Consider the following 25032-nt stretch of genomic DNA (forward strand, 5'->3'; position numbering starts at 1 on the left):
AGTCGAGGCGTCGGGGTAGGTCACCCCCAGCTGCCGCAGCTACACAAAGCGTCGTCGCCGCCTCACCATCAGTCGAGATCTATGGCGGCCCGCGCCCGCCCGGATTTCGTCCATGCGGGAGCGGTAGCTGCAGGCGGCAGCGGCCAGCACATAAACGAGGTCGCCGCTGGGCGGGCCCTCCGGCGCCGAGCCGGGACAGCGTGACGGTCAGCCAGTGATGGTCAGCTCCGCCGGCAGGCCCTGCGTAACCTCCAGGACCGCCCGCTCCCCCAATGGTCGCGACAGCTTGAGGGTGGCGCTGCGCTGCGCTCCGATGTCCAGGCATGCCTCGTCCTTGGCGTGCCGGTACTCGATGACGATCACGACGACCGCCAGGTCCGATTCGACGGCTTCGGCGCTGTAGTCGGCTCCGCACGGCTTGCTGCTGGGGTCGGGTCTGCCGGTGAAGGTGACGGTCAGTTCGCTGCTCGCGGTCGTGGTGGTCGCTGACTCGATCGCCAGCCCCGCGGGTGGGTGATCGGCGTCCCGGGGCGGTGGGGTCACCCGCACGATGGCCGAGGGATCCACCGCCACTCGCGCCAGCCGCACGGTCGTTCCGTCGAGGGTATATTCCCACGCCGGGGCGGTCGCCGGGCCGCGGGTGGTCGGGACCGTCATCGTGGTGAGGCGAGCCCCGGTGAGCTTGAGCGGCGCGCAGCCGGAACAGTCGCCCGTCCCCGCGGCGCCCAGCTGCGCCAGCGCCCCGTCCGCCGAGATCAACGGCACGTCGTGACGAGTGCCGTTGGTCCAGACGATGGTGCCGACCGCCGGCTGGGGCGCTCCGGGCAGCGTCGAGGCGGCCTCAACGCGGCCGGCCGACAGGCTCTCCTTGTAGGACCCGTTCGCCGGCTCCCAGTCGCCGAGTTGGCGGGTCAGCTCCCCCACCGGCACGAAGCGCGCACCTCCCGCAGCGCGAACCGCCTGGTCGTACCGGGTCAGGGTGCCGCCCGCCTGCTGGCGCAGCCCGTCGAGCGGGTCGACGGCTGGGCTGTTCCCGGCGGACCCACAACTGACGAGCAGGGCCGCGACCGTGATCCAAGGCAGTGCCGGGTACCGATGCATGCGCACTGCCTCCACCTCCTTGAGACGCCCGCACGCCGGTCCGGGTTGCGCCTGACCGCGGTGTACCGGCTTCGGCCCGCTGGGAGCCCCGTAACGCCGGTCCTGCGCCCTATGCCTCCGTCACGGTCGCTGGCTCCGGCGCTGCATGCCGCCCCTTGGCCGGCCGCTCGTCCCCATGCCCCGGCCACCACGCCTTGTGCCCGATCAGCGCCGTCAACGCCGGCACAAAGAACATCGACATGACGAACGCCGACAGCACGATCCCGATCGCCACCGCGAACCCCATCTGCTGCAGGAACGAGATCGGCGCCAACATCAACACCCCAAAGGTCCCGGCCAGGATCAGCCCAGCCGCGGCAACGGTCGGCCCCGCATGCTCCACGCCAATAGCGGCAGCCTCGTGCGGTTCGTTCCCCTCCCGAGCCTCCTCCCGCAGCCGGGCGATCATCAGGATGTTGTAGTCCGTCCCGATCGCCACCACGAACAGATAGAGGATGATCGGCAGCTGGAACGTCACCCCGGGCTTGTCCTGCAACCCCTGGAAGAGGTAGACGGTCGCACCGAGCGTGGCGGCGAAGTTGAGCAGCACCGCGATCACCAGGTAGATGGGCGCGACGAGGCTGCGTAGGAGCAGCGCGAGGATGAGCGCGATCAGGGCCGCCGCCACCGGCAGGATCACCGACAGGTCGCGGTTGTTCGCCGAGTTGATGTCCGCGAAGATCGCGGTGGTGCCGCCGACCAGCGCCTTAGTGCCGGGCGGTGCCGCTTTGTGCAGCGCGTCGCGCAGGTCGTCCCGGACGAGCGTGATCGCCTCGTTGGAGACCGGGTTCTCGTTCAGCAGCAGGTTGACCCGGGCCACGCTCGGATCGGTGCTCCGCTCCGGCGGCTGCGCCTGGCCCACTCCCGGGGCCTTCGCCGCGTCCGCCGCGAAGTCGGTTACCTGCTGCTCGGTCAGCGGCGTCCCGTTGCCGGTGGTCAGGTAGACCTCGGTGGGCGCGAGGGCGCCGGCGGCGAACCCGCGCTGCAGGTCCTTGGCCGCCTTCGCCGACTCGGTGTCCTGGGGGAAGCCGGCGCTGAAGTCGTAGTCGGCCTTGTAGCTGAGCACGCCCGCGGCGAGCGCGACCAGCAGGGCGCCGGAGGCCGCCGCGACAATCGCCGGCCGGCGTCCGACGACAGTGCCGAGCCGCCGCGACAGGGTGGCCTTGGGGGTACGCTGCCACGCCTTCGAGGGCCAGAAGACGTATCGGCCGAGCAGTGAGACGACCGCCGGGATGAGGGTGAGCGAGGTGATCAGCATGACGGCGACGGCGATGGCGAGCGCCGGGCCGAGCGAGCCGAAGAAGCCCAGCGAGGCCAGCAGCAGCACGAGGAACGCGACGATGACGGCTCCCGCGGCCGAGGTGATGACCTCGCCGACCCGCTCGACGGAGACGATCATGGCGGTGCGCTTGTCGTCGCCGGCGCGCAGTCGTTCGCGGTAGCGGAAGAGCAGGAACAGGATGTAGTCGGTGCCGATGCCGAACAGCACGATCAGCAGGATCGTCTGCAGGTCCTGGCTCACGTTCAGGTCGAACGCCTTGCCGGCGGCGGCGACGAGCCCGGTGGTGATGGTCATGACGACGCTGACGACCACGACGGGCAGCAGCGCGGCGATGGGGCTGCGGAAGATGATCAGGATCAGTCCGATGATCAGGATGATCGTGGCGACGCCGACCACGGCGAAGGCCTTGTTGAAGGTGTCCTCGTTGTCGACGAAGCTCGCCACGTCGCCGGCCACGCCCGCGGTCAGTCCGCTGCCGGCCAGGTCGGGGCCGATGGCCGACCGCAGATCGCGTACGGAGTCGAGCAGTGCCGGGTCGTCCGGGGTGGTCGCGTCGAGCCCGACGCTGACCACCTGCACCGACTTGTCCGGCGCGACAGCCGGCGGGCCGGTCTGGTAGCCGGACGTGCTGGGAATGTTCCTGGCCTTGAGCGACTGGGCGAACTGGCCGACCCTCGCCTCGTCGGCCGGGTTGAGCGGCTTCCCGTCGGCGCGCTTGACCACGATGGTCGCCGTGGCGGTGGCCTGCTGCGGGAACGCCTTCATGCCGAGTTCGGTGGCCTGCACGGACTCGTAGGAGTGCGGCAGGAAGCTCTCCTGGTCGGCGGAGGTGATGTCGCTCAGCGACGGCGTGGTGGCGATGATGGCGACGGCCGCGAGCACCCAGCCCGCGATCACCCACCACGCTTTGCCGACGACGAATCTGCCCAGCCGCTCGAACATGGTTTCCCCCGCGTGTCCGGCTCTCCTGACATCCGGGCCTGGCGCGCTGTCGCCCGCCTGCCCGTCACGTTGACGGCAGCCTTCGCTACCACGGGTGAATGCTACCGCCGCCGCGCAATCCTTTTCGGACGCCGCACGGTTCCGCGGTGCTGTGCTACTGGGTGCTGCCGGCTTCCCTGGGATCGCGCGTTCGGAGCCCGGCCGTGGCGAGCGGGGAGCTGGCCAGGAGCGCGGCGAGCTGTTCCTGCATCCGTTCCAGTGGCCCGTCGGCGCTGTGCAGCCCCTGGTGGAGGTCGCGGAGCACGTCGTCGGATCCGTTGGTGAAGGCCAGGATCTCGGCGAGGGAGAGCTGGTGGTTGAAGATCTCGGCCTCGTTCCGCCAGTCGTGGAGCATGCCGGCCAGCCCCTCGTCGCGCCGGGGTGACAGCACGGCTGAGGACAGCGCGGCGTTCACGGCCGACAGGCTCATCCGGGGGTAGACCTGCCGGCGAGCGGGCTGCGCCGCGCCGGCGGCGAAGGGCGGCGAGGCGAGGGTCTTCCGGTTGTCCTGCAACTCCTCGCCGATGGCCTGGAGGGCCTCCGTGCGCCTCTCGCGGCCTGCCGCCCACCGTTCGGCGACGATGCCGGTGATGCCGCCGAGCAGGCCGAGGATCTGCACCGCCGGCTCGAAGCTCGACGTGCCGGATGACCGGGTCCACCAGACGGCACTGATCACGAAGGCCACCGCCAGGCTGCCCGCGGTGACCAGCATGATCCAGGTGCGTGGTGCCGTCACCCACGACGGCAGGGTAGCCGGGCGTGGTCGCCGCCCCGTTCCGCTGGTCATTTGCCGGGTCGGCGGAAGACGTCCCGGGCGGCGGTGTCGGGACCGGTGCTGGCGTCGCTGCTCGACAGGAGCATCAGGTCCATGCCGAACCGGCGGACCCGCTCGTACGCCTGGAACTGCGTGAAGGCCTCGCTCTCCACGAACAGGCCGGCCTTGACCAGCGCGGCGGCCAGGGCCTTGAGCTGGTATTTCCGGGTGATGAGGAGGCGGATGGTGTCGCCGCTGGGGAAGTGGACCTCGCTGCGGTTCGGGAGCACGATCTTCAGGTCCTCGGCCGACTGGTTGCAGTAGATCACCTTGATGACCAGTGACCGGCCCTCCTCGACCACCCCTTCGAAGCGGACGTAGTTCATGTTCACCGAGAGGTCGGTGTTCTGGCGCAGGGCGCTGATGACGAACTCGCGGAACACCCAACTGGTCTCGTATTCGCGGGCGGCCTGCTGCGCCATCCGGTCGTCGAGGTGGGAGGCGGTCGCCACCTCCACCATGAGCCGGTCCTGGGGGCGGAGCAGTTGCTTGCTCAGCCGCTCGACCAGGTCGACGTCCTCGTCGAAGTTGGCCATCGTGTTGCCGAGCAGAGAAAACAGCACCGGCTCGTCTCCCATGAGCCGGTCACGCAGTTCATTCAGCTCAGCCACGTTCTCTTCGACCGAGAAGTCGAGTTGCACCGGAAGCAGCTGATTCCGGAACTGCCGGAAGAAGGGCAGGGACTTTATCGGCTTCAGGCCCAGCCGCAGCATCTCCGCGCTCATGTCGACGGGCACGTAATACATTTCCGGATTCAGCGGATGGAGATCGGCCAGCACCACGGCATCCTTCTCGCCGGTGCCCGGGCCGAGGCTGATGTAGTGGTAGGGCCGGCCGTTGTGCCGGGAGTGCAGGTTTCGCCAGCGCCGGCTGAAGGTCTCGATCCCGTCTCTCATGACGGGATAGTTGGGGTCGGTGCAGGCCCGCTGCCAGTTGACCGCCGGCTCGATCCCCCAGTAGGAGTAGCCGGACACGATCCGCTTCTCGTCCCCTGTGGACGAAAAGGGCCGCTGCAACTCGGCGGCCAGCTCGTTGAGCTTGCGGGACTGGTCTTCCCCCACCAGGCAGAGCGACCAGGAGAACTCGGTTTCCGAAATGACTTTCTCGAGTCTGCGCAGCAGTTTCAACTGCTCCCTGGCCTGCTGATCCATGTTCTGCCATCCCCCGGGCGAGGTCCGACCATCCCCATGCGACGCTCGCCAACCTTATCAGCGTCAAAGTCTCTGAAGGCACCCACTTTGCGGCGGCCCCGGGCCAGGGCAACGAACCTTTTAGTGGTGATTGCGACAATGCGCGGTCAGCCGGCGGCTGGCTGATCGGCGTACACCGGGTCTTTCCGGCCGGCGCGCTCCGGACATCTGCCGGCCGGGCCGCCCACCATGCCGATCCTGCCGTCCGAGCACACGGTGAGGTAGCCGCGGCCCGCCCAGAACCCGGGTACGCAGGCGAACCAGCGGCACACGTCGGGAGCCGGGTCGTGGACCAGCACGCCGCCGCAGTAGTTGTAGCCGTAGGGATTCTCCGGCGCCCCGCACCGCTCGGGGGCGGGCGACGGCGGTGGCTTGACCAGAGAGCCGGTGGGGCTCGGTGCCGGTTCGGTGCGTCCCGGCGTCGGGCTGGGTCGGGGCGCACCGGGGTGCACCCGACCGCCAGCCGGTCCGCCGGTCACAGCACCGGGAGCCGCCGGGCGGGGAGCGGTCGTTCGGGACGCCCTCGTGCGGGGCGCTACACGAGCCGGCCCTTCGCTCGCGGCATCGGGATCCGCGGTGCGGAAGGCGGTGGGGCCGGCCGCCGTGGGAGCCGATCCTCCGTCGGGGACATCAGGGTCCGCCGTGGGGGAAGCGGTCGTGGCGGGCGTCGAGGGAGCGGCGCTGGACACGTCCGCGCTGGGCAGGGCATCCGGGGTGACCGGTGCGCCGCCACCGAAGGTGCCCCCCGGTCTCCTGGGTGCCGTCCAGTCGGCGGTCAGGGCGTACACGGACAGTGCGGCGAGCGCGACGGCGGCCGCCAGTATCGCGAAGCGACGTGGATCGATGGCCGCGACCGGTGGTGACGCGGCATGGCGTGGGGCGTAGGCCCGCCGGCCGCTCCAGGCCACCGCCGCCACCTCCTCGTCGATCGAACCGGGTCGCTGACCTGTCGCCTACCCAGGAAGGCCTCCGGCCACGCCCGTACCGGGTGACGAGGTCCCGGAACCCGCCCCGGCCCGGCATGGGAATCCCTAGCCTGGCGGAGAGGCGGCGAAGGGGGCATCGTGGCGAACGTGGTCTGGGACGCGCTGGACGGCGTCCGCGAGGTCGAGATCACCGTGACCGGCCGGAGGACCGGCCGGCAGATCACCCACCCGGTGTGGTTCGTGCTGGACGAGGACAGCGTGTTCCTCGTCCCGGTGACCGGCTCGGACAGCCAGTGGTACAAGAACGTCCGGCAGACGCCGATGATCGAGGTGTCGGCGAACGGCACGGCACTGAGTTCCAGTGCCACCCCGATCACCGACGCCGGCCGGGTCAACCACGTGGTGGAGCTGTTCAAGGCCAAGTACGGCGCGGACACGGTGGAGAACTACTACCCGAAGCACGACGTCGCGGTCCAGGTCCCGCTGGGATAGCGGAGGCTACTCGTTGCGGGCGATCTCTGGTCCGGTGATCCGGCGAAGCAGCGGCAGCGTCGAGGCGACGATCCCCAGCGACACCGCCAGCCCACCGGCCACCAGCAGGTAGAACGACCCGTCCGGCGCCAGCAGCGTGTAGCCCAGCTGCGCCCGCAGGAACAGGTGCGCCGCCAGGAAGCCCATCCCGGTCGCCACCGCCGCGACCAGCAGCAGCGGCACGACGGTCTCCAGCGCCACCACCCGCCGCAGCGTACGCAGCTGCACCCCGGTGAGCCGCAGCATGCTGAACGGCCGCTTCCGGTCGCTCAACCCTCCGGCGACGCTCACCGCCAGGCTGCACCCGGCGATCGGCAGGCTGGCCAGCATGACCACGTTGGCCAGCTGCTGGAACTGCCGCAACAGCCGCGCGGAGTCCGCCTCCCACTCGGCGGTGCTGTTCGGGAACCCCCCGGTCGGGAACGCGTTGATCAGCATCGTCCGGGCCTGTTCGAACGCGGCGCGGCTGGTGGTGTTGACGACCACCGACCGGATCGGCTGCCGGTCGACCTCGGCCGGAGAGGCGTCGGCGGCGGGCCAGACGTAGGAGTCACTGGTCAGGTCCCAGGCGCGCTCGCCGATGAGGTCGTCGGCGACCGCCGCGACCTGCGCGCCGGCGGGGCAGCTGCCGAACACCGCCAGGCGGTCCAACTCGGCGCACGTGACGATGCCCGGCCACCACCACCGATCGGGGGTGGAGTCCGTCGGCGCCCCGCGAACCTCCATCGGGGGTGGTTGGTCGACCGGGTTGGCGCGGACCAGGGTCACACTGCGCACCCCCGGGATCGTCGCCAGCCCGGCCGGAATCTGGTCCGCGGTCGGTGCGGGACCCTCCTCGGTCGCGAACCACTTCGTCAGGGACGTGGCGGCCACCGAGTCGGTGCGTGGCTCGCCGCGGTTGGCCACGTAGGTGGTGATGATGCCGGTGGCGACGCTGGTCACGAAGAGCGCCACGATCAGCCCGCTGACCGACCGGAAGGCCGCCCTGGGATTGTCCGCGAGCCGTCGCCCGGCGATGAGGGTGGCGGGACGGCCGGCCCGCCCGGCCAGCAGCCGCGCGCCGACCATGGTCAGCCACGGCCCGGCCAGCACCAGCCCGGTCAGGATCAGCAGAAACCCCGAGAGGTACGCGGTGAGCTGCCCGTTGGTCGTGGGCGGGCGCCGGCCGATGAAGTACGTCAGCTCGACGAGCCCGGCGACCAGCGGAATCAGCCGCCAGGCGCGCGGCGGTTTCGGGGTCACGCGCCGGGTCACGCCCAGCGGGGAGATCTGCACCCGGCGCAGCGCCAGCCAGGACGCCACGACGGCGCCGAGCGGAATGCCGAGCGCGACCGCCAGGACGTCGACGACGGTGAGCGACAGGTCGGCGGTGAAGAAGCGCTCGCCGGTGAACGGGATCGCGGCGAGCCCCGGGCGGAGCGCGAGGAACAGGCCGAACCCCACGGCCGTGCCCACCGCGGCCGCGAGCACGGATTCGACGGCGGAGATGACGGAGATCTGCCGAGGCGTGGCGCCGATCAGCCGCATCGCCGCGAAGCGTTGCTCGCGACGGGTCGCGGCCAGCCGGGTGGCGGTGCCGATGAAGATGAGCACCGGGAACAGCAGCGCGACCGCGACGATGGAGAGCACGAGGGCCATGCCGTCGTGGTTGATGCCGACGTAGCAGCCCCTGGAGCAGCTGCTCGGCGAGGTGGTCATGATCTGCGTGGCCTTGCGCGCCCCCAGGTGCTCCAGGTCGCCGGGCGTGCGGCCGATGACGATCAGCAGCGAGTCGGGGGACGGCAGCGCCACCGGTCCGATGGTGCCGACCTGGTGGCCGGGGAACCGGTCGCCGAGCTGCGCGGCCGGGGTGGCGTGCAGCAACTCGCCGAGGGCGGGCGAGACGTAGAACTCGCCAGGGCCGGGCAGGCGCGGGATGCCCGGCGGGACGGGCGCGTCCGGACCGGTCGCCGCGATCTCGACGCGGCCGATGGACTCGCCGTGGTAGTAGTCCTCCCGGACCAGCCACCACAGCGGGTCGACCGACGGGTCGGTGGCGGCCGGGGCGACGGCGGTGTTCAGCCAGGCGTACCGCTGGTTCTGCTTGTTGACCGCGTTCATGCCGGCGAGCGTCGTCAGCAGCATGCCCACGCCGAGCGCCACGGCGGTGGCGAAGATGACGAGCCGGGTGGCGGCCTCCCGCCCGCCGGCCAGGGACAGCCGTACCGCGAACCGGATCATGCGGACACCAGCGCATTCACCTTGCCGTCGCGCACGATGACCTGCCGGTCGGCGTACGCGGCGACCCGGGCCTCGTGGGTGACGAGCACGACGGTGGTGCCCTCCTCGCGGGCCGAGGAGACCAGCAGGTCCATCACCTGCTCGCCGGTCAGCGAGTCGAGCGCCCCGGTCGGCTCGTCGGCGAACAGCGCGCCGGGACGGGAGACCAGGCCGCGGGCCAGCGCGACCCGCTGCGCCTGCCCGCCGGAGAGTTCACCGGACCGGCGTCGCTCCAGCCCGCCCAGGCCGAGCCGCTCGAACCAGGGCCGTGCTTCCTTCAGCGCGGCGGCCCGCTTGACGCCGCGGAGCAGCAGCGGCAGCGCGACGTTCTCCTCCGCGGTCAGCTCTGGCACGAGCTGGCCGAACTGGAACACGAACCCGAACTGGTCCCGGCGCAGGACGCTGCGCGCCGTCTCGCTGAGGGTGTCGATCCGGCGGCCGTCGAAGTGGATCTCGCCGGTGTCGGGCACCAGGATCCCGGCCAGGCAGTGCAGCAGTGTGGTCTTGCCGGAGCCGCTCGGGCCCATGATGGCGACGATCTCGCCGGGCGCCACCGCGACGCTCGCGCCGCGCAGCGCCGCGGTCTCGCCGAAGGACAGCGCGACGTCGCGTGCCTCGATGGCCTTCATCCCCGCACCACCTTTCGCAGGGCGTCCAGGCGGGCGGCCGTGGTGTCGATCCAGTGCAGGTCGGCCTCCAGGTGGAACAGGCCGTGATCGGCCAGCATGGTGTCGACCAGGTTGCCGCCGCGCCGGATGTCGGTGAGTTCCTTCATCCGGCGCAGGTGGGTGGCGCGCTGGCTGTCGAGGTACTCCTCGGCCGGACGGTCGAGCATCAGCGCCAGCACGACCTTGGTGAACAGCAGGGTCTGGAGGTTGGGTTCGGCCTCGACCGGCTCGGTCAGCCAGGACTCGAACTCGGTCGCGCCCCGGTCGGTGATGACGTAGCGCTTGCGCTCGGGGCCCACCCCCGGCTCGACCTCGCCCACCACGATCTTGCCGTCGCGGACGAGCCGGCCGAGGGTCGCGTAGACCTGGCCGAACGGTAGGGGCTTGCCGCGGCTGAAGAAGGAGTCGTAGTCGCGCTTCAGGTCGTAGCCGTGGCTGGGCTCCCGTTCGAGCAGGCCGAGGAGGGTCATGGGAACACTCATGGCGTCACCATACCCTGAGTGTATACCTCGCGTATATATCCTCAGCGAATTCGTGGGAGAGTCAGTTCGAAGTGGACCGTGTGGCCGGTCTTCGCCCGCCCGAGGCGGTGCGTCAACGGCACGAGCACGCCGTGCAGCAGCGGATGCTTCCGGACCAGCGCGTGGCTGGCCGCCCGGTACTCCGCCCCGCTCAACCGCCGCGCCACCGCCTCCACCGCGTCCCCGGTCGGCTTGCCCAGGGCCGTCGACGGGGCCATCGTCACGTGGGGGTTGTTGCGGATCCGCCGGGTCTTCCACGCCTTCTCGAAGCTGCGCACGTACGCCCGCTCCCCCGCCACCGCGACGCTCACGGCCGTCGGCACCGGCGTCCCGTCCCGCTTGAACGTCGTCAACACCACGGTCTTCTGCCGCGCCAGCGGCGCCCACCCGGGCGTCGGGGCGGGGTCGACGTACCCGACCACCCAGCCGAGTTGCCGCAGCCGGGCCACCAGCGCGGCCAGGGCCAGGAGGGCCGACAGCAGGACCAGCCAGGTCTGGGCCGCGCTGCCACCCAGATCGGCGTCGACCACGTGCGACACGGTGTGTGCCACCCCGCCGATGACGTAGCCGGCCAGGGCGACCGCCAGGGCGTCGCCCCAGATCAGCGCCAGCAGCAGGGTCGCCCCGATGCCGAGTTGGAACGCCCCGACGTCGTGCACGAAGTGCTCGTGCGGCGGGAAACCCACCGCCGAGCTGAACGAATCCGCCCGGGCCAGCGCCCACACCCCGACGACCAGCGACGCCGCGCCGAGCAGCGCGGCCGTACCACGTACCAGTGCTCTCATGCTCGTCGGACGGCGCGGCGCCCGGCGGTGTGACCGCCGGGCGCCGAGGCGGAGAGATTGCCAGGGTGGTCAGGGTGCGATCCGGGCCCACACCGTGCCGAGGGACCACCGCATGGTCGACTTGCTGTTGATCTCCATGTCGTTGGTGATCGAGCCGTCGCTGCTGCGGGTGCCGGCGCGGATGTGGACGGTCTGACCCTGCTGGATCGGGCCGTTGCTGAACAGCCGAGCCGTGAAGGCGCCGCCCTGGGCGAGGAACTCCCGGACGATCACGCCGGTGCGGTCGGTGTTCCACCGGAAGCGGGACATCGAGGCGAACGACGGCGCGGTGACGTTGGGATGCAGGACGTGCATCATCAGGAAGTTCTCCTGAGAGGTGGACGAGTCCGAGACGCCGAACTCGTCCACCACGCGCAGCTCGTGCAGAGCGCGGCCACACCGAGCCTCGATGAAGATCTCCACCGCACCCGTTGCCGGCGCCCGGAAGTTGAACCCGATCTGCGTGTCGACGACCGCCCAGCCGTTGTCGAAGTCGTCCGCGTTGTTGTTGTCGAGCGTGAGGTCGTGACCGGTCAGCCCGGTGAACCGGTCGAGGGAGTGCACCCGCCCGATCCGGAAGCCACCGAGGTTGTGCGGATCGAAGCCCTGCTGAAAGCCGGGGTACGGCGGACGGAACGGTGTCCAGGCGTGCGGATCGTCCCGACTCCCGCCCTGATCTGGGGGCGTCGGCGCCTGGGTGTCGTGCAGCCAGGAGGCGTATCCGCCGGTCGCCTCCGTGCGGGGCAGCAGCTCCTGCACCGCCGACCTCGTCTCGGCGACGATGCGCTTCAGCGCCGCTTCGTCGACGCCCAGGCTGTCGAAGTACGCCTGGACGTTCGCCTTGCGCTGCGCGTCGAGGGCGTCGTAGTCGGCGTCCAGGCCGACGGGTGGTTGGAGGAGATCACGGAATCTCACGCGTTCGCCGTGCATCCGCTTGCGCAGCGACAGCCAGTTCTCCTCGCCGAGGAGGTCGCGGATGCGGCGATTGCCGCGCTCTACCGTGTCGGCCAGCCGCACGTCACGGATCTCGGCCGCACTGCGGCGGCGCCGGTCGTAGTCCTCGGCTACCTCCTCCGCCCGGCGACGATCCGCTTCCGGCGTGTCGAGGTCGAAGGGCATGTGGTACTGGCTGGAGTACTGTCCCGCTAGCATTGCTCCCCCTGGTCAGGCCGGGACGAACCGGCACAAATAGGACGCTAGGGACGACAGTAGCGATATCACCGTCGGCTGACGGCCAGAACCAGGATTTCCGTTCCGGACTTCGCCGGCCGGTACCGGTTCGCACCGGTACCGGCCGCGGCATGCTCAGCCCTCGTGCGGTCCCTCACTCACCCGCCGCACGTCCACCTCGACGTCGATGCCGTGCTCGGTGAAGACGTCGACGAACCGCTTCGCCCACTCGACCGCCTCCTCCTTCGACCGCACCTCGACCAGCCCGAACCCGGCGATCAGCTCCTTGGTCTCGGTGAACGGCCCGTCGGTGACGGTCTTCTTGCCCTTGGTCGCGGTGATCCGCGCCGACTCCTCGCTGCTCTTGCAGAGCCCCTCGGCGGCCACCAGGATGCCGGCCTTGGCGACCTCCTCCATGTAGGCGCCCATCGACTTCATGAACTCCGGGGTGGGCTCGAAGTTGCCGGGAACGGCCTCGTCCAGCTTGTGCATCATCATGAATCGCATCTCAGTGCTTCCTCTCGGTGATCGTGTGCAGGGAAACCGCGGTGAGCCAGGCGAAGACCAGGGCCGAGCCGAGCGCCATCCGGACGCTGATGCTGTCCTGGTCGGGCCAGGCCATGACGACGACCGTCGCCAGGGCGACGAGGACCGACGACAGCGCCCCCACCCGCCCGAAGCGGCGGGCGAAGACCAGGCAGGCGACGGTGAGCGAACCGAAGGAGAGCATCGCCCCGACCCCGTGCCCGTAGGAGTGCCAGCTCATCGTCTCGGGGTTGCCTTCCGGCGCGCCGGCCGGCCAGCCCATGCTCGGGTCGGCGCGGAGCACCCCGGCGACGATCAGTCCGACGCCGAGCACCGCGACCAGCGCCGGACCCCACGTCCCGGCCGGTCCGCCGCGCAGCGCCCGCCGGAAGCCGACCGCCCCGGCGAGGGCCAGCAGCCCGGAGACGACGAAGTTGGCGATCTGGATCCAGCCGTGCTCGCCGAGGGAGAGCAGGCTGAGCGGCTGCCGGCTCAGGTCGAAGCCGTCCCGGGTGAACGCCTGGGCCAGGCCCAGACCGAGGAACAGCGGCCCGGCGGCGGCGCCGGCGGTGAGCAGGGTGGCGGTCGAGACACGCCGTGTCGTCCCGGCCCGGGTGAGCGTCGTACTGGTCATCTCGATCTCCTCGTCATCGGTTCTCACTGACGCGTCGATCGGGGCGACCGGGATCCGACATGACTTCTCAAGATTTTTTAACAGCCGCAGGCGGCGGCGCGGTCGAGCAGCAGCGCCCGCTCGCGGGCATTGCCGGTGAGCGCGGCGGCCCGCTCGAACTCGGCCCTGGCCTCCGGCAGCCGACCGAGCTTGAACAGCAGGTCACCGACCACGCTGGGGAGCAGGTGGTAGCTGGCCAGCGCCGGCTCGGACTCCAACTCCCGGGCCAGTTCCAGGCCGGCGGCGGGCCCGTCGGCCTGGGCGACGGCGACGGCCCGGTTCAGCTCCACCACGGGCGAGGGCACGAGCCGGGCCAGCTCCGCGTAGAGCGCGGCGATCCGTGCCCAGTCGGTCTCCTCCGGGGTACGCGCCCGCGCGTGACAGGCCGCGATCTCGGCCTGGACGGCGTACGGGCCGGGGTGGTCGGTGCGGGCCTTGTCGAGGGCGGCGAGGCCGCGCCGGATGAGCCACTGGTCCCAGCGGCCGCGGTCCTGGTCGTTGAGGAGGATCGGCGCACCGTCGGGGCCGGTGCGGGCGCGGGTGCGCGACGCCTGGATCTCCAGCAGCGCGGCGAGGCCGTGCACCTCGGGCTCGTCGGGCATGAGCCCCTGGAGCAGCCGGGCCAGACGGAGCGCCTCCTGGCAGAGGGCCGGGCGCATCCAGTCGTCGCCGGCGGTGGCCGAGTAGCCCTCGTTGAAGATGAGGTAGACGACTTCGAGGACCGAGTCGAGACGTTCGGCCCGCTCGGCCGGGCCGGGCACCTCGAACGGGATCCGGGCGGTGGCGAGGGTCTGCTTGGCCCGGGTGATGCGCTGCCCGACGGTGGGTTCGGTGGTGAGGAAGGCGCGGGCGATCTCGCCGGTGGTGAGGCCGCCGACCAGCCGCAGGGTCAGCGCGGCGCGGGCGATCGGCGACAGGATCGGGTGGCAGGCCACGAAGATGAGCCGCAGCAGGTCGTCCTCGATGTGCTCGTCGAGCGCGGCGTCGAAGTCGGGGGTGACCTGCTCGTCAAGGTCCCGGCCGAGCTCGGCGAGCGTACGCTGCTGGGTCTGCCTGCGGCGCAGCGTGTCGACGGCCCGGCGCTTGCCCACGGTCGTCAGCCACGCCCCGGGGTTGGCCGGTACGCCGTCGCGCGGCCACTGCTCCAGCGCGGCGACGAGCGCGTCCTGGGCCAGTTCCTCGGCCAGGCCGACGTCGCGGACCAGGGCCGCGATTCCGGCGACCACCCGCGCGGCCTCCATCCGCCACACCGCCTCGACGGTGCGCCGCGCGTCGGACTCCCCCATGGGCACATCTCAGCAGGCCGGGCCGACGTTCCGCCAGCACCTGTGGGGTCCGGCACCGCGCGGGCGGGGAAGTGTCGTAGGCGGCTCGTAGCCTGGCGCGGTCATCGACGATCGCAGGGAGGCGAACGTGCTCGACCACTTCTCCGTCATGGTGCGCGACCTGCCGGCCAGCGCCGCCTTCTACGACGCGGTGCTCGCCCCGCTGGGCGGCCGCCGGATCATGGAGCCCGGCCCGATCGGCTACGGCGTCGACCGCCCCGACTTCTGGCTGGTGCCCGCGTCCGCCGAGGCCGGCGCGCCGCTGGAGTCGCACATCGCCTTCACGGCCCCGGACCGGGCCGCGGTGCAGGCGTTCCACGACGCGGCGGTGGCCGCCGGCGCCGAGGTGCTGCACGCGCCGCGGGTATGGCCGGAATACCACCCGACCTACTTCGGGACGTTCGTCCGCGACCCGGACGGCAACAACGTCGAGGCGGTCTGCCACCGGCCGGAGTGAGGCGTCCGCCGGGCGCGACGGCGGGTGGCGGCGATCAGCACGTCGATCAGCCCGGCCAGGCCGCGGGCCCCGTCGGGATCGTCGGCGCGGCGCGCGACCAGCAGGATCGGGGCGACCTGGTCCAGCACCACGCCGTGGCGCCGCAGGACGGCGTCGAGGGCCAGCATGGCGGCGCGGCCGTTGCCGTCCGGGAACGGGTGGAAGAAGGCCACATCGAGGTAGGCGCGGGCCGCCCGTGCGGCCAGCGGCGGTTCGGCGTCGGCGGCCTGGGCGAGGCAGCGCCGGAACCGCTCGGCGGTGTCCGCGGCCAGGCCGTACCGCTCCCGGCCACCCTTGGCGTACGCAGGTCCGCGCCGGAAGCCCACCTCGGGCACGCCGAGCACGGTGGCCTGCCAGCCGGCCAGCAGCTCATAGGACAGTGGCAGAGCGGTGGCGCGGGCCTGGCCGACGGCGGTCAGCAGCCGGACGGCCCGGGCCGGGTCGCGGGCGGCGACCGGGCCGCGGACGAAGTCCACGATCCCGTCGCGGAGGCCGGTGACCGGGCCGTCGACCGGCCGGGCGGCGGCCGCCCAGTCGACCTGCTCGCGGATCCGGCACCAGGTCGCCAGGTCATCGCGCATCGTCGGTGACCTCGGCGGCGAGTCGTTCGGCGACCTCGCCGACGACCAGGTTGGACGGGGTGACCCAGCTGGCGAACCGGCCGCCGATGGCGGTGTCGATCAGCCGCTGTTGCCGGTCGGCGGGCACGTCGGCGGCGGTGAGGAACCAGCCGAGCACCTGCCTGCAGTGGTGCTCCCAGCCGCTCTCCGCGCCGGTGCGGTCGACGACGACGGTCACCAGGTTGGCGACGGCCCGCTCCCAGGCGTCGAGGACGATGTCGTCGGGCTGGCCTGGGTCGGTGACCAGGGGCAGGAAACGGCCGAAGCGCTCCGCCAGGTCCTCCAGGTAGGCCCGCCACTCGAGCAGCGCGTCGGCGACCACGGTCAGGGTCGCCGCCGGCGTGCTGATGGAGTGGCTGGGGCAGCACCAGGCGCCGACGGGGCCGCCGCCGATGTCGCCCTCGCCGACGTTGTAGCGCCAGCCGGTGGCCCAGCGCCCGTAGCGGTCGAGGATGGCGAAGCTCATGGCGTCGGCCCACTCGTCACCGGCCTCGTAGCGCAGCGCCGACCGCTCGGCGGGGGCGGGCACGGTGGTGGCCGGGGGCAGCGAGCGGATGACCTCCGGTGCCGTGGCCGGGTCGAACGGGTGCCGGGTCGGGTCAACCTCGTACCAGGTCAGCGACCACGGGAGGATCGGCTTGCGGGCCTCGAAGCGGGCCTGCAACCTGGCGTACTCGTCCGGGTCGGGCGTGCGGTTCATGCGACTCCCGGGGGTCGGCGTCGTGGATGGTGAGGTCATCAGAGCAAGCCGGTCGCCCGTTCTCAACCGGGTTGGGCGGCGCCGACGAGACGCCCCGGCACCTGCTGGCGTTCCTCGCCAGACCAGACGAGGACATGGCGGGGCACGATGGGACGCGTGGACATCGAGCCGGTGGAGTGCGCGCCCGTCCGGGGGTTCCGGCGGGTGTGGCTGCGGCAGCGCTGGCAGGACCTCACCTTCCTGCACTGGGCGGTCGAGCCGGAGCGGGTCGCGCCGCTGCTGCCCGCCGGCACCCGCCCGGACACCATCGACGGGCTCAGCTACGTCGGGCTGATCGGCTTCAAGATGGTCGGGCTCGGCCTCGGCCGGGGACCGGGCGTGCCGTACTTCGGCACGTTCTGGGAGACCAACGTCCGGCTCTACTCAGTCGACGGCAGCGGCCGTCGGGCCGTGGTATTCCGCTCGCTCGACGCCTCCCGGCTGGTGCCGGTGCTGGTCGCGCAGCTGAGTCTGCGGCTGCCGTACAGGTGGTCGGCGATGCGGCTGGACCGGGCCGGGGACCGCCTCACCTACCGCTGCCGGCGCCGCTGGCCCGGCCCGGCCGGGGCGTCGAGCCGGATGGAGGTCCGGGTCGGTGCGCCCATCGCCGACCCGACGCCGCTGGAGCACTTCCTCACCGCCCGCTGGGGCCTGCACACCCGGGCCCACGGGCGCACGCTGCACCTGCCGAACTGGCATCCCCAGTGGCCGTTGCACCGGGCCGAACTGCTGCACCTCGACGACGAACTGGTCGCCGCGGCCGGGTTGGCGCCGCCGGCTGGGCCGCCGGTGAGCGTGCTCTACTCCCCCGGCATCCCGGTCGTGTTCGGCGGCCCGGCACCGCTGCACTGACCTTGGGTCGCTCCCTGCTTGATCGACTCCAGCTCGGCGTGATGGCGGGGCGGCGGCCAACCGATCGGATCGGGTTCGGTGGGGTCGGGTGGGGCGGATCCTGGATGCCTAGCGTCGAGGGCGTCAAAGGAAGGAGCACCGGGTGCTGGAGCGGCTCAACCAGGCCATGGACCATCTCGAACGCCACCTCGACGAACCGCTCGACGTGGCCGGGCTGGCCCGGATCGCCTGCACGTCGGAGCACCACTTTCGGCGGCTCTTCTCGGTCCTGGCCGGGATGCCGCTGTCGGAGTACGTGCGCCGGCGCCGGCTCACCGTGGCCGGGGCCGAGGTGCTCGCCGGTGAGGCGTCGCTGCTCGATGTGGCGGTCCGCTGGGGGTACGGCTCGAACGAGGCGTTCGCCCGGGCGTTCCGCGCGGTGCACGGGGTCGGCCCGGCCGAGGCCCGGCGCACCGGTGCGGTGCTGCGGGCGCAGCCCCGGATGTCCTTCCGGCTCGTCGTCGAAGGGAGCACCAGCATGGACTACCGGATCGTGACCAAGGACGCCTTCCAGCTCGCCGGGTTGAAGGCCCGGGTGCCGCTGGTCCACGAGGGGATGAACCCGCACATCGTGGCGTTCATCAAGGGTCTCGACCCGGCGACGGTGCGGCGGATCGAGGCGCTGTCGGACCAGGAGCCGGGCGGCATCGTCAACGTCAGCGACGACCTGGCCGGTTCCCGGGCGGAGGGCACCGAGCTGGACTACTGGCACGGGGTGGTGACCGGCGCGGACGTGCCGGAGGGCCTGGACCGGCTGCCGGTGGCGGCCGGTTCCTGGGCGGTGTTCACCGTATCGGGGGCGTTCCCGCAGGCGGTGCAGCACCTGTGGCGGGACGTGTTCACCCAGTGGTTCCCGTCCAACCCCTACGAGAGCCGTCCGGGACCGGAGATCTCGAAGGTGCGGGTGTCGGCGGACGGGAAGACGGCCGACGCCGAGCTGTGGATCCCGGTGCGTCAGGCCGCGGCGGCGGCCCGTTCCAGGTAGGTCGGCACGTCGCCGCGGTGGTAGGGGTGCTCGCTCGGTTCGATGCCGGCGAGGAACATCGCGTACACGGCGGCCAGCCGCAGCTCGGCGACCGGGCGGAGCAGCTCGACGGCGCGCTCGGGGTGGCTGCCGGGCACCTCGGCCCGCCAGCGCGCCGCCCAGGCGTCGCGCAGTCGGGCGGCGACGGGCGGGTCGAGCGTTTCGGTGAGGCGCAGGATGTCGAAGGCGGGGTGGCCGACGAACGAGTCGCCCCAGTCGATGACGACGCGCCGGGTGCCGTCGCCGCGCACGTTGCCGGGGTGCAGGTCGCCGTGCACGAGGGTGTCGGGCAGGCCGCAGTCGCGGACCTGGTCGAGCCGGTCGTCGAGGCCGGCGAGCAGGTCGGTGGCCACGGTCGGGTCGTGCGGGGCCAGCCGGTCGCGGATCCAGCCGGCCAGCGCCGGCCCGCGCAGATCGGGTACGCCGGCCGCGACCAGCCCGGCGGCCTCGCCGGCGGCGCGAAGCTGGACGGCGTGGTGGTCGGCGGCGATGGCGGCCCGCTCCGCCTCGTCGGCGTCGTAGCGGTCCTCGCCGGGCACGTGGTCGAGCAGCATCCGGCCGGTGTCGTCGGCGGCGAGCAGGGTGGGGGCGGTCGTGGGTGCGGTGGCGCCGAGCCAGCGCAGGACGGCGGCCTCGTGCCGGAAGAATGGCGGCACCTGCTTGAGCCAGGCGCTGCCGGCCGGGCCGTCGAGCCGCCAGATCGCCGACAGGTTCCAGGTGCGGTGCTGCGCCACCGCGGTCACCGACTGGCCGAGCCGGCGCAGCTCGCCCGTGGCCCAGGCGACGCTGCGGGCCGGGCCGCCGGGCTCGGCGTACGCGGCGCGCAGCGGGTGCGGCGCGAGGTCCACCGGCGCCAAGGCCAGAGGTATGGCGGGGGGCTCGGTGACCTGGCCCAGGTAGGTGACGTGGCCGCCGGGTGGCTCGGGGCGGTCGCCGGCGAGCAGCCGCAGCACGGCCACGTCGACGTCGTAGCGGCGGCGGGCCTCGTCGACGATCGAGCCGACCTGCTGCCACCACGGCTCGGGCACGTCGTACGGGGGCAGGGCGCCGAGCGGCCGGCCGGCCGCGTCGACCAGGATCAGGGTCACGGTGCGGGACACCTGCCGGACGCTAGTGCGGTTTCCACTAACTTTCACCGGGTGTCCGGTGGGTGTTGTGGATCCTCGCTTTTTGGGCGAGCGACTTCCCACCGGGTGGTGGGGCGGGCCTCCGCGGGCCAACTGATCCTCGCGCCGCCCTGCTCGGGCGGCGGGGGTCACGCCGGGACCGACCGGCACCGGGAAGGTGTCGTCCGGCTCGACGGTGCGTGATCACCCCGGGCACCCGAGCGGGTGTGGGGGTGGTGGGTCCGCCGCCCGGGGTGCGGGTGGCGATGGTGGCGGCCGCGACGAGGTCGCGGTGCCCGGTGAAGTGGCAGTGTGGGCAGGTCAGGGTCCGGCCGCGGGGTTTCGGCACCCGCCGCCGGCAGGCGGGGCAGGTCGAGGAGGTGCCGCGCTCGTCGACGAGGTGGACGGTGATGCCGGCCAGGACAGCTTTGTCGGTGAGGACCTGTAGGAGCCGGCCGATCTGCCACTGCCGCAGCCGCAGGTTGTGCCGCCGCCCCGCGTCCAGGTCGAGCACGCCGCGTGGGTCACCCACGTGCAGCACACCCACCCGCTGGCGTACCGCCCAGGACACCACCTGACGGGCGGCCTCGTGCTGGGCCTGACGCACCCGACGCCGGTGCCGGCCCTCCACCAGCCGCGCCCGACGCCGGTACTGGCGCCACCGCCGTGACCCCTTCTGCCCCGGCTTCGGCACCCGCCGCGCGACCTCACGGCGGCGGGCCTTCGTATCCGCGAGGTGCATGCGGTGTTCGGCGCGGATCGCCCGCCCCGACACCAACAGCCCCGCACCGTCCGGGCCGGCCACCGCGTACGGGTGGATGATCCCCAGGTCCACCCCGGCCACCCTGGCCGGGTCCGGTTCCTCACCGGCCGGATACGTCGCCACCGGCACTTCAGCAGTGATATCGAGGAACAGCCGGCCGCCCTCGCACAGAAGCGTGACCGACCGAACCTGCTCAACCGGATACGGCACCTCCCGCGCCAACCGCACCCACAACTGCGGACCACCCTTGGCGCAGGGGACCCGGACCCGACGCCCGTCGACGGTGAAGGTGCCGTGATACCAGCGCACCGGCACCAACCCCCGCCGCCGGCGCGGGAAACGCGCCAACACGTCACCGTCCTTGCGGCGCTTCGCCGCCGCGAACCAGGCGTCAGAGAACCGGCGCAGCACCGACCGGGCACCCGTCGAATCCAACTCCCCGAACGTGCCCGGCCCCGACGCCGACAGCTCCCGACACAACTCCTGATAGCTGGTCAACGGCGCATCCCGGCGGCGACGCCGCCACGCGTTGACCTCCAACACACACGCCCACACATCACCAGCCGAACGCAGCAGGCCGAAACACCGCCGCCGCTGCCCCGACGTCACCCGCAACGCCACACGCGCGGTGCGATGCACCACCCGAGGCGCGGCAGGATCCCGACGACGAGGCACAACCACACCCAACACCACCAGTACGACAAAACTCTCCAGCCACCGACCCGGCGAACGTTTGTGGTCACGGCACTAGCCGCGCGTCCCTGAGGGACGCGAACGGTTAATCGGGGGGCGGTGGGGGTCGAGCCCGGATGTCCCCGGCCGGTCCGCCGAGAAGGCTGACGCCATGACCCTCACCGATATCCGGACCCGTCCCGCGTACCCCTGGTTGCGGCCGGTGGCCGTGGCCGCGTCGCTGCTGCTCCTCGGCTACGGCCTGCTCCGCCTGATCGACCGCCTCGACGGACACAGCGACAAGGGCGCCTGGGCGTGGAACACCGGGCACACCCTGTTCCTGCTGGGCATTCTCGGCTTCGCCGCGCTGATCGTCGGGCTGCACGGCGTGCTGCGTACCCGCTCGACCCGGCTGCGGGCGGTGGACGACGCGGCCGCGCTGGCCGGCCTGGTCGGCGCGGCCGCCTTCGTCTGGGTGATCCTCGGCGACCTGTTCCCGCGCTTCGCCGACGCGGTGGACACGCCGGATGTGGTGCTGCTCGGCGGGCCGGCGCTGTTCGAGCTGGGCCTGCTGGTGCTGCTGTACCGGGTCGCCGCGGCGCGGCTGCTGCCGGTGTGGGCGCCGGTGCTGGTGCTGGTCGGGTTCGTGGCGATCGCGGTGAACCTGGACCTGCTGCCGGTCGGCGCAGCCCTGGTCTTCGGTGGACTGGTCCCGCTGCGGCCGCCTGCGGTCGACGGTGCGGGCGGCCCCGGTCAGGCGGCGTAGATCGGGCGTCTGAGGCCGCCGTGTTCGGCGCACCCCCCACCCTTCATGCCGGTCCTGCTGGTCAGGCCGTCCTCGCACTGGACCAGGTATCCGTTGCCGTTCCAGAGGTTGTCGACGCAGGCGAAGTAGTCGCACACGTCCGAGGCGGGGTCGTACACGTAGGAGCCGCCGCAGTAGTTGTAGCCGTACGGGTTGGCCGGCGCCCCGCAGAGGTCCGCTGGGGTGGGGCTCGGCGAGGTCGGTGCGGGCGTGCCGGTCGCGCGCGGCGACGACGGAGGGTTCGTTGGCCCGCCGACGGCGGGTGGGGTCGTCGCGGAGGTGGTCGGCGCGGAGGTGGGCGCGGCGGTGCCGGGTGCCGCGCCCGGCGGCGGGTCGGAGGTGGTGCCGGTGGCGGAGGGAGTGCTGGAGCTGCCCGGTGCGCCGAGACCGGTGGACGCGGACGGCAGGCCCGGACCGGTGGGCTCCACCCGGGTGCCGCCGTCCACCTTCATCCCGATCACGGGCCGGTCCGGGAGGGACCCATGGACGACGCTGGCGACCGCGGCGATGGCCAGTGCCACCGCGACGGCGGTGACCAGAGCCGGCCGGACGAGTCGGGCGGTCAGCGGCGCGTCGGCGGGGGTGGCCGGCGCCGGCCCGGGCGGCTTGTCGTGCCAGTGGTCCACCACCGCGTCGTCGAGCCGGTCCAGCAGCGCCTCGCGCGCTCCCGTCGCGTCGGCGTACGCCACGGTGAGTCGCAGCCGGAAGGCGGATACGGCGGCCCGGGGCACCCGCACGCCCCGGATCCGGCCCGGGCTCTTCGCGTGCAGCAGGGTGAACGGGTCGCCGGGGTGGTGGGCGATCCCGGCGACCTGCGCGTACGGCCACTCCTCCTGCTCGTCGCGGCCCACGATGATCAGCCGCCGGTCGGTCACCACCGCCGTGCCGGCGTCGACCACGCTGATGCCCCTCCGCTGTGGGGTCGATCCGTCCTCGAGGGGCACGACGGTGAGCGTTGCGGTCGGCAGACCCGCGGTGTGTCGCGCGGTCACCTCGACGAGTTCCGCGGCGGGCTCGACGGCCAGCACGATTTCGTCGTCGTCGAGCTGCACGGGCAGCCCCGCGGGTGTCTCCGCCTGCTGGATGGGTTCCTCGGCCTCGGTGTAGAGCTGGCGCAACTCCTCGTCGCGCCGGTGCCACGCCTGCAGAGCGGCCTCGTACGCCATGCGCCGCCGCTCGTTCTCCCGTCCGACCCACCGAGCCCGCCAGCCGCGCGCCTCGCCGTCTTTCGCCGTCACCGGGTTGCCTCGCATCATGAAAGGGCTTCCGCGTCCATCCGTTACAACCGTCGGGGTCCGGGAAGGGACATGGACGGCATCGACGGGTTTCGGCTTTTTCCGGCCGGCCGATCGGGGGAGGCGACCTCGAACCAGGTCCCTTCGTGCGCGGGCCTAAGCGGCGGTACGGTCCGGATATGGACCAGCGCGTCAGTCTGATCACCCTCGGCGTGGCCGACGTGGCCCGGGCCCGGGCCCGGGCGTTCTACGAGCGGCTGGGCTGGCGCGGCCAGGAGGTCGAGGAGACCGTCTTCTTCCAGGCCGGCGGCCTCGCCCTGGTGCTCTGGGGGCGGAGCAAGCTGGCCGACGACGCCGGCCTGGCCGACCCGGGCGGGGACGGCTTCGGCGGGATGAGCCTGGCGCAGAACGTGCGCAGCCGCGCCGAGGTGGACGAGATCATGGGCCGGGCAGCCGGGGCCGGCGCGACGGTCACCCGGCCGGCCCGGGACACCTTCTACGGCGGGTACGCGGGCTGCTTCACCGACCCGGACGGCCACCTGTGGGAGATCGCCTGGAACCCCGGTTTCCCGCTGGCCGAGGACGGCTCGCTCACCGTCCCCGACTTCGGCGGCTGACCGGTCAGGTCCAGAAGGTCCGGCGGAAGCCCCGGTTGTCGGCGCAGGAGTCGCGCTGCCCGCCGGTCAGGCTGACCGTGCCGTCGCGGCACTGCACCAGCCAGCCGCGACCGGACCAGAAGCCGGGCACACACTCGAACCAGTCGCAGACCCCGGCGGCCGGCTTGCGGATCCGCTGGCCGCCGCAGAAGTCGTACCCGTAGGGGTTGGCCGGGGCGCCGCAGCGGCGCTCGGGCGCCGGCTGCGACGGGGTGCTCCCGGTCGGCGCGGTGGCCGGCGCGGTCCGGGTGCGCTGCGGCTTCGCGCGGGGCTGGACGGCGGGGGCGATCGGCGGGGGCGCGGGGGCGGGGGTGGCGGTGGCGCTGGTGGCGGGGGTGGCCGCGGAGGCCATCTCCGAGCCGGGGCGCACCGGCGGGTCGGACTCGAAGAGCAGGGCCGGCACGATCAGCGCGAGGGCCACGGCGACCGCGATGGTCCGCCGGCCGCCGGGGAGCAGCGCGGAGAGGCGGGCCTGGGCCGGGGTGAGCACGGCCGGCCGGGCCGGCCGCTCCGCCTCGTGCTCCGCGATCAGCTCGTCAAGCTGGGCGACGACCGCGGCGCGCTGCTCGATCGCGTCGGCGAAGGCCAGGGTGAGCGTGAACCGGAAGTCGGCCACCGCGCCGGTGGGTAGCAGCAGACCGGAGGTACGCCTCCGGTCGAGGACCTGGATCAGCGTGACGGGCGCCCCCGGGTCGTGGGACAGCCCGGTCATCCGCCCGTACGTCCAGTCGCGCCGGCCGCGACCGCCGAGCAGAACGAGACGGCGGTTGGTCAGCACGGCGAGCCCGGCGTCGACCACCTTCACCCCTTCGGGGCGGCGGGGGCGCAGCGTCGGCGGTTCCGGGTCGACGGTCAGCTCGGGGGCCGGCAGCACGGCGGTGTGCCGGACCTCGACCAGTTGCGCGGCCGGCAGGGTCCAGAAGACGACCTCACCGGGGGCCAACTCGATGGGCAGGCCCGCGCCGGCCTCGGTCGAGCCGTGGAAGGAACCGGCGAGAGTACGCAGCCGCCGCAGCTCGTCGTCGCGGCGTCGCCACGCCTCGTCGGCCGCGCGGAAGGCCCGCTGCCGCCGGTCGTTCTGCCGGTGCGCCCACCGGTAGCGCCATGTGGAACCCGTCGAATCAGTCATCGCCACGCCGACTCCTCCGCCGCGCGAGCCCACCAATCGGGGTGTCATTCATGTCAACGGCGGCGCG

The 25032-nt window shown here is 72.5% G+C and carries 24 protein-coding genes; 6 read left to right on the forward strand and 18 right to left on the reverse strand.

Translation table 11 applies throughout. From position 1 onward, the window contains the following. Positions 1-207: 207 nt before the first annotated feature. From ABZV78_RS02630 to ABZV78_RS02645, 4 genes are all read right to left on the reverse strand, one after another. The gene (locus ABZV78_RS02630) at positions 208-1107 is read right to left on the reverse strand and encodes a hypothetical protein (RefSeq protein WP_355635025.1); all 900 of its coding nucleotides are present in this window, start codon (positions 1105-1107) and stop codon (positions 208-210) included. 103 nt (positions 1108-1210) lie between these two features. Further along, positions 1211-3364 (reverse strand): MMPL family transporter, encoded by a 2154-nt coding sequence (locus ABZV78_RS02635; protein ID WP_355635026.1) that lies wholly within the window; start codon positions 3362-3364, stop codon positions 1211-1213. Between the two features lie 154 nt (positions 3365-3518). Then, positions 3519-4139, reverse strand: coding sequence for a hypothetical protein (locus ABZV78_RS02640; protein ID WP_355635027.1), 621 nt, complete (start codon positions 4137-4139; stop codon positions 3519-3521). A gap of 47 nt (positions 4140-4186) precedes the next feature. Continuing rightward, positions 4187-5368 carry an L-histidine N(alpha)-methyltransferase gene (locus ABZV78_RS02645; protein WP_355635028.1) on the reverse strand — a complete coding sequence of 394 codons (1182 nt, stop codon included), beginning with the start codon at positions 5366-5368 and terminating at the stop codon, positions 4187-4189. A 1103-nt stretch (positions 5369-6471) separates the two neighbouring features. On the opposite strand from ABZV78_RS02645, the gene ABZV78_RS02650 reads away from it, so the two are divergent. After that, positions 6472-6825, forward strand: coding sequence for a nitroreductase/quinone reductase family protein (locus ABZV78_RS02650; RefSeq protein ID WP_355635029.1), 354 nt, complete (start codon positions 6472-6474; stop codon positions 6823-6825). A 6-nt stretch (positions 6826-6831) separates the two neighbouring features. Here ABZV78_RS02650 and ABZV78_RS02655 read toward each other — a convergent pair whose 3' ends face one another. The 8 genes from ABZV78_RS02655 to ABZV78_RS02690 all read right to left on the reverse strand — a co-directional run bounded on the left by ABZV78_RS02655 (position 6832) and on the right by ABZV78_RS02690 (position 14790). Then, on the reverse strand, positions 6832-9084 hold the full coding sequence (locus tag ABZV78_RS02655; protein ID WP_355635030.1) for an FtsX-like permease family protein: 2253 nt from the start codon (positions 9082-9084) through the stop codon (positions 6832-6834). Next, positions 9081-9752: an ABC transporter ATP-binding protein gene (locus ABZV78_RS02660; protein WP_355635031.1), complete on the reverse strand. Its 672-nt coding sequence runs from the start codon at positions 9750-9752 to the stop codon at positions 9081-9083. The genes ABZV78_RS02655 and ABZV78_RS02660 overlap by 4 nt, the downstream gene beginning before the upstream one ends. Then, positions 9749-10273, reverse strand: coding sequence for a PadR family transcriptional regulator (locus ABZV78_RS02665; protein WP_355635032.1), 525 nt, complete (start codon positions 10271-10273; stop codon positions 9749-9751). Before ABZV78_RS02665 ends, ABZV78_RS02660 begins: the two co-directional genes overlap by 4 nt. A 41-nt stretch (positions 10274-10314) precedes the next feature. Next, a complete protein-coding gene (locus ABZV78_RS02670) occupies positions 10315-11097 on the reverse strand; it encodes a PPOX class F420-dependent oxidoreductase (protein WP_355635033.1) in 783 nt (260 codons plus the stop codon). A 69-nt stretch (positions 11098-11166) separates the two neighbouring features. Beyond that, positions 11167-12288 carry a hypothetical protein gene (locus tag ABZV78_RS02675; protein ID WP_355635034.1) on the reverse strand — a complete coding sequence of 374 codons (1122 nt, stop codon included), beginning with the start codon at positions 12286-12288 and terminating at the stop codon, positions 11167-11169. Positions 12289-12441: 153 nt separating this feature from the next. Beyond that, positions 12442-12813: a YciI family protein gene (locus ABZV78_RS02680; protein WP_262281714.1), complete on the reverse strand. Its 372-nt coding sequence runs from the start codon at positions 12811-12813 to the stop codon at positions 12442-12444. Between the two features lies 1 nt (position 12814). Then, the gene (locus ABZV78_RS02685) at positions 12815-13465 is read right to left on the reverse strand and encodes a DUF998 domain-containing protein (protein ID WP_355635035.1); all 651 of its coding nucleotides are present in this window, start codon (positions 13463-13465) and stop codon (positions 12815-12817) included. 77 nt (positions 13466-13542) lie between these two features. Further along, complete coding sequence (locus tag ABZV78_RS02690; protein WP_355635036.1) at positions 13543-14790, reverse strand: RNA polymerase sigma factor; 1248 nt, start codon at positions 14788-14790, stop codon at positions 13543-13545. Between the two features lie 127 nt (positions 14791-14917). Between ABZV78_RS02690 and ABZV78_RS02695 the strand changes: the two genes are divergently transcribed. Next, positions 14918-15286, forward strand: a complete 369-nt coding sequence (locus tag ABZV78_RS02695; protein WP_355635037.1) for a VOC family protein — start codon at positions 14918-14920, stop codon at positions 15284-15286. Here ABZV78_RS02695 and ABZV78_RS02700 read toward each other — a convergent pair. Both ABZV78_RS02700 and ABZV78_RS02705 read right to left on the reverse strand, forming a co-directional pair. Next, positions 15217-15906, reverse strand: coding sequence for a Fic family protein (locus tag ABZV78_RS02700; protein ID WP_355635038.1), 690 nt, complete (start codon positions 15904-15906; stop codon positions 15217-15219). The two genes, ABZV78_RS02695 and ABZV78_RS02700, sit on opposite strands and share 70 nt — an antisense overlap. Beyond that, the gene (locus tag ABZV78_RS02705; protein WP_355635039.1) at positions 15896-16645 is read right to left on the reverse strand and encodes a hypothetical protein; all 750 of its coding nucleotides are present in this window, start codon (positions 16643-16645) and stop codon (positions 15896-15898) included. The genes ABZV78_RS02700 and ABZV78_RS02705 overlap by 11 nt, the downstream gene beginning before the upstream one ends. 156 nt (positions 16646-16801) lie before the next feature. Here ABZV78_RS02705 and ABZV78_RS02710 point away from each other — a divergent pair, with 156 nt between their 5' ends. After that, positions 16802-17536 (forward strand): DUF2071 domain-containing protein, encoded by a 735-nt coding sequence (locus ABZV78_RS02710; protein ID WP_355635040.1) that lies wholly within the window; start codon positions 16802-16804, stop codon positions 17534-17536. 142 nt (positions 17537-17678) lie between these two features. After that, a complete protein-coding gene (locus ABZV78_RS02715) occupies positions 17679-18560 on the forward strand; it encodes an AraC family transcriptional regulator (protein ID WP_355635041.1) in 882 nt (293 codons plus the stop codon). On the opposite strand, the gene ABZV78_RS02720 is transcribed toward ABZV78_RS02715, so the two are convergent. Continuing rightward, the gene (locus ABZV78_RS02720) at positions 18530-19699 is read right to left on the reverse strand and encodes an aminoglycoside phosphotransferase family protein (protein ID WP_355635042.1); all 1170 of its coding nucleotides are present in this window, start codon (positions 19697-19699) and stop codon (positions 18530-18532) included. The genes ABZV78_RS02715 and ABZV78_RS02720 overlap by 31 nt on opposite strands. A 25-nt stretch (positions 19700-19724) precedes the next feature. Beyond that, positions 19725-21161: a transposase gene (locus ABZV78_RS02725; protein WP_355635043.1), complete on the reverse strand. Its 1437-nt coding sequence runs from the start codon at positions 21159-21161 to the stop codon at positions 19725-19727. 151 nt (positions 21162-21312) lie between these two features. On the opposite strand from ABZV78_RS02725, the gene ABZV78_RS02730 reads away from it, so the two are divergent. Then, complete coding sequence (locus ABZV78_RS02730) at positions 21313-21906, forward strand: hypothetical protein (RefSeq protein WP_355635044.1); 594 nt, start codon at positions 21313-21315, stop codon at positions 21904-21906. Here the strand turns inward: ABZV78_RS02730 and ABZV78_RS02735 are convergent. After that, on the reverse strand, positions 21894-23183 hold the full coding sequence (locus ABZV78_RS02735) for a hypothetical protein (protein ID WP_355635045.1): 1290 nt from the start codon (positions 23181-23183) through the stop codon (positions 21894-21896). The two genes, ABZV78_RS02730 and ABZV78_RS02735, sit on opposite strands and share 13 nt — an antisense overlap. A gap of 176 nt (positions 23184-23359) precedes the next feature. On the opposite strand from ABZV78_RS02735, the gene ABZV78_RS02740 reads away from it, so the two are divergent. Further along, entirely contained in the window at positions 23360-23797 is a 438-nt protein-coding gene (locus ABZV78_RS02740) for a VOC family protein (protein WP_355635046.1), read from the forward strand. A gap of 4 nt (positions 23798-23801) precedes the next feature. Here the strand turns inward: ABZV78_RS02740 and ABZV78_RS02745 are convergent, their stop codons facing one another. Continuing rightward, positions 23802-24971 carry a hypothetical protein gene (locus ABZV78_RS02745; protein ID WP_355635047.1) on the reverse strand — a complete coding sequence of 390 codons (1170 nt, stop codon included), beginning with the start codon at positions 24969-24971 and terminating at the stop codon, positions 23802-23804. Between the last annotated feature and the right edge of the window lie 61 nt (positions 24972-25032).

This window comes from Micromonospora sp. NPDC004540, assembly GCF_040610095.1.
Taxonomy (GTDB): Bacteria; Actinomycetota; Actinomycetes; order Mycobacteriales; family Micromonosporaceae; genus Micromonospora.

Coding starts and splice junctions, on each gene's coding strand:
- ABZV78_RS02675 (WP_355635034.1), bottom strand. CDS start 12,288: ATGCTAGCGGGACAGTACTCCAGCCAGTACCACATGCCCTTCGACCTC.
- ABZV78_RS02660 (WP_355635031.1), bottom strand. CDS start 9,752: ATGAAGGCCATCGAGGCACGCGACGTCGCGCTGTCCTTCGGCGAGACC.
- ABZV78_RS02685 (WP_355635035.1), bottom strand. CDS start 13,465: ATGACCAGTACGACGCTCACCCGGGCCGGGACGACACGGCGTGTCTCG.
- ABZV78_RS02665 (WP_355635032.1), bottom strand. CDS start 10,273: ATGAGTGTTCCCATGACCCTCCTCGGCCTGCTCGAACGGGAGCCCAGC.
- ABZV78_RS02700 (WP_355635038.1), bottom strand. CDS start 15,906: ATGCGCGATGACCTGGCGACCTGGTGCCGGATCCGCGAGCAGGTCGAC.
- ABZV78_RS02670 (WP_355635033.1), bottom strand. CDS start 11,097: ATGAGAGCACTGGTACGTGGTACGGCCGCGCTGCTCGGCGCGGCGTCG.
- ABZV78_RS02705 (WP_355635039.1), bottom strand. CDS start 16,645: ATGAACCGCACGCCCGACCCGGACGAGTACGCCAGGTTGCAGGCCCGC.
- ABZV78_RS02635 (WP_355635026.1), bottom strand. CDS start 3,364: ATGTTCGAGCGGCTGGGCAGATTCGTCGTCGGCAAAGCGTGGTGGGTG.
- ABZV78_RS02730 (WP_355635044.1), top strand. CDS start 21,313: ATGACCCTCACCGATATCCGGACCCGTCCCGCGTACCCCTGGTTGCGG.
- ABZV78_RS02690 (WP_355635036.1), bottom strand. CDS start 14,790: ATGGGGGAGTCCGACGCGCGGCGCACCGTCGAGGCGGTGTGGCGGATG.
- ABZV78_RS02655 (WP_355635030.1), bottom strand. CDS start 9,084: ATGATCCGGTTCGCGGTACGGCTGTCCCTGGCCGGCGGGCGGGAGGCC.
- ABZV78_RS02680 (WP_262281714.1), bottom strand. CDS start 12,813: ATGCGATTCATGATGATGCACAAGCTGGACGAGGCCGTTCCCGGCAAC.
- ABZV78_RS02645 (WP_355635028.1), bottom strand. CDS start 5,368: ATGGATCAGCAGGCCAGGGAGCAGTTGAAACTGCTGCGCAGACTCGAG.
- ABZV78_RS02740 (WP_355635046.1), top strand. CDS start 23,360: ATGGACCAGCGCGTCAGTCTGATCACCCTCGGCGTGGCCGACGTGGCC.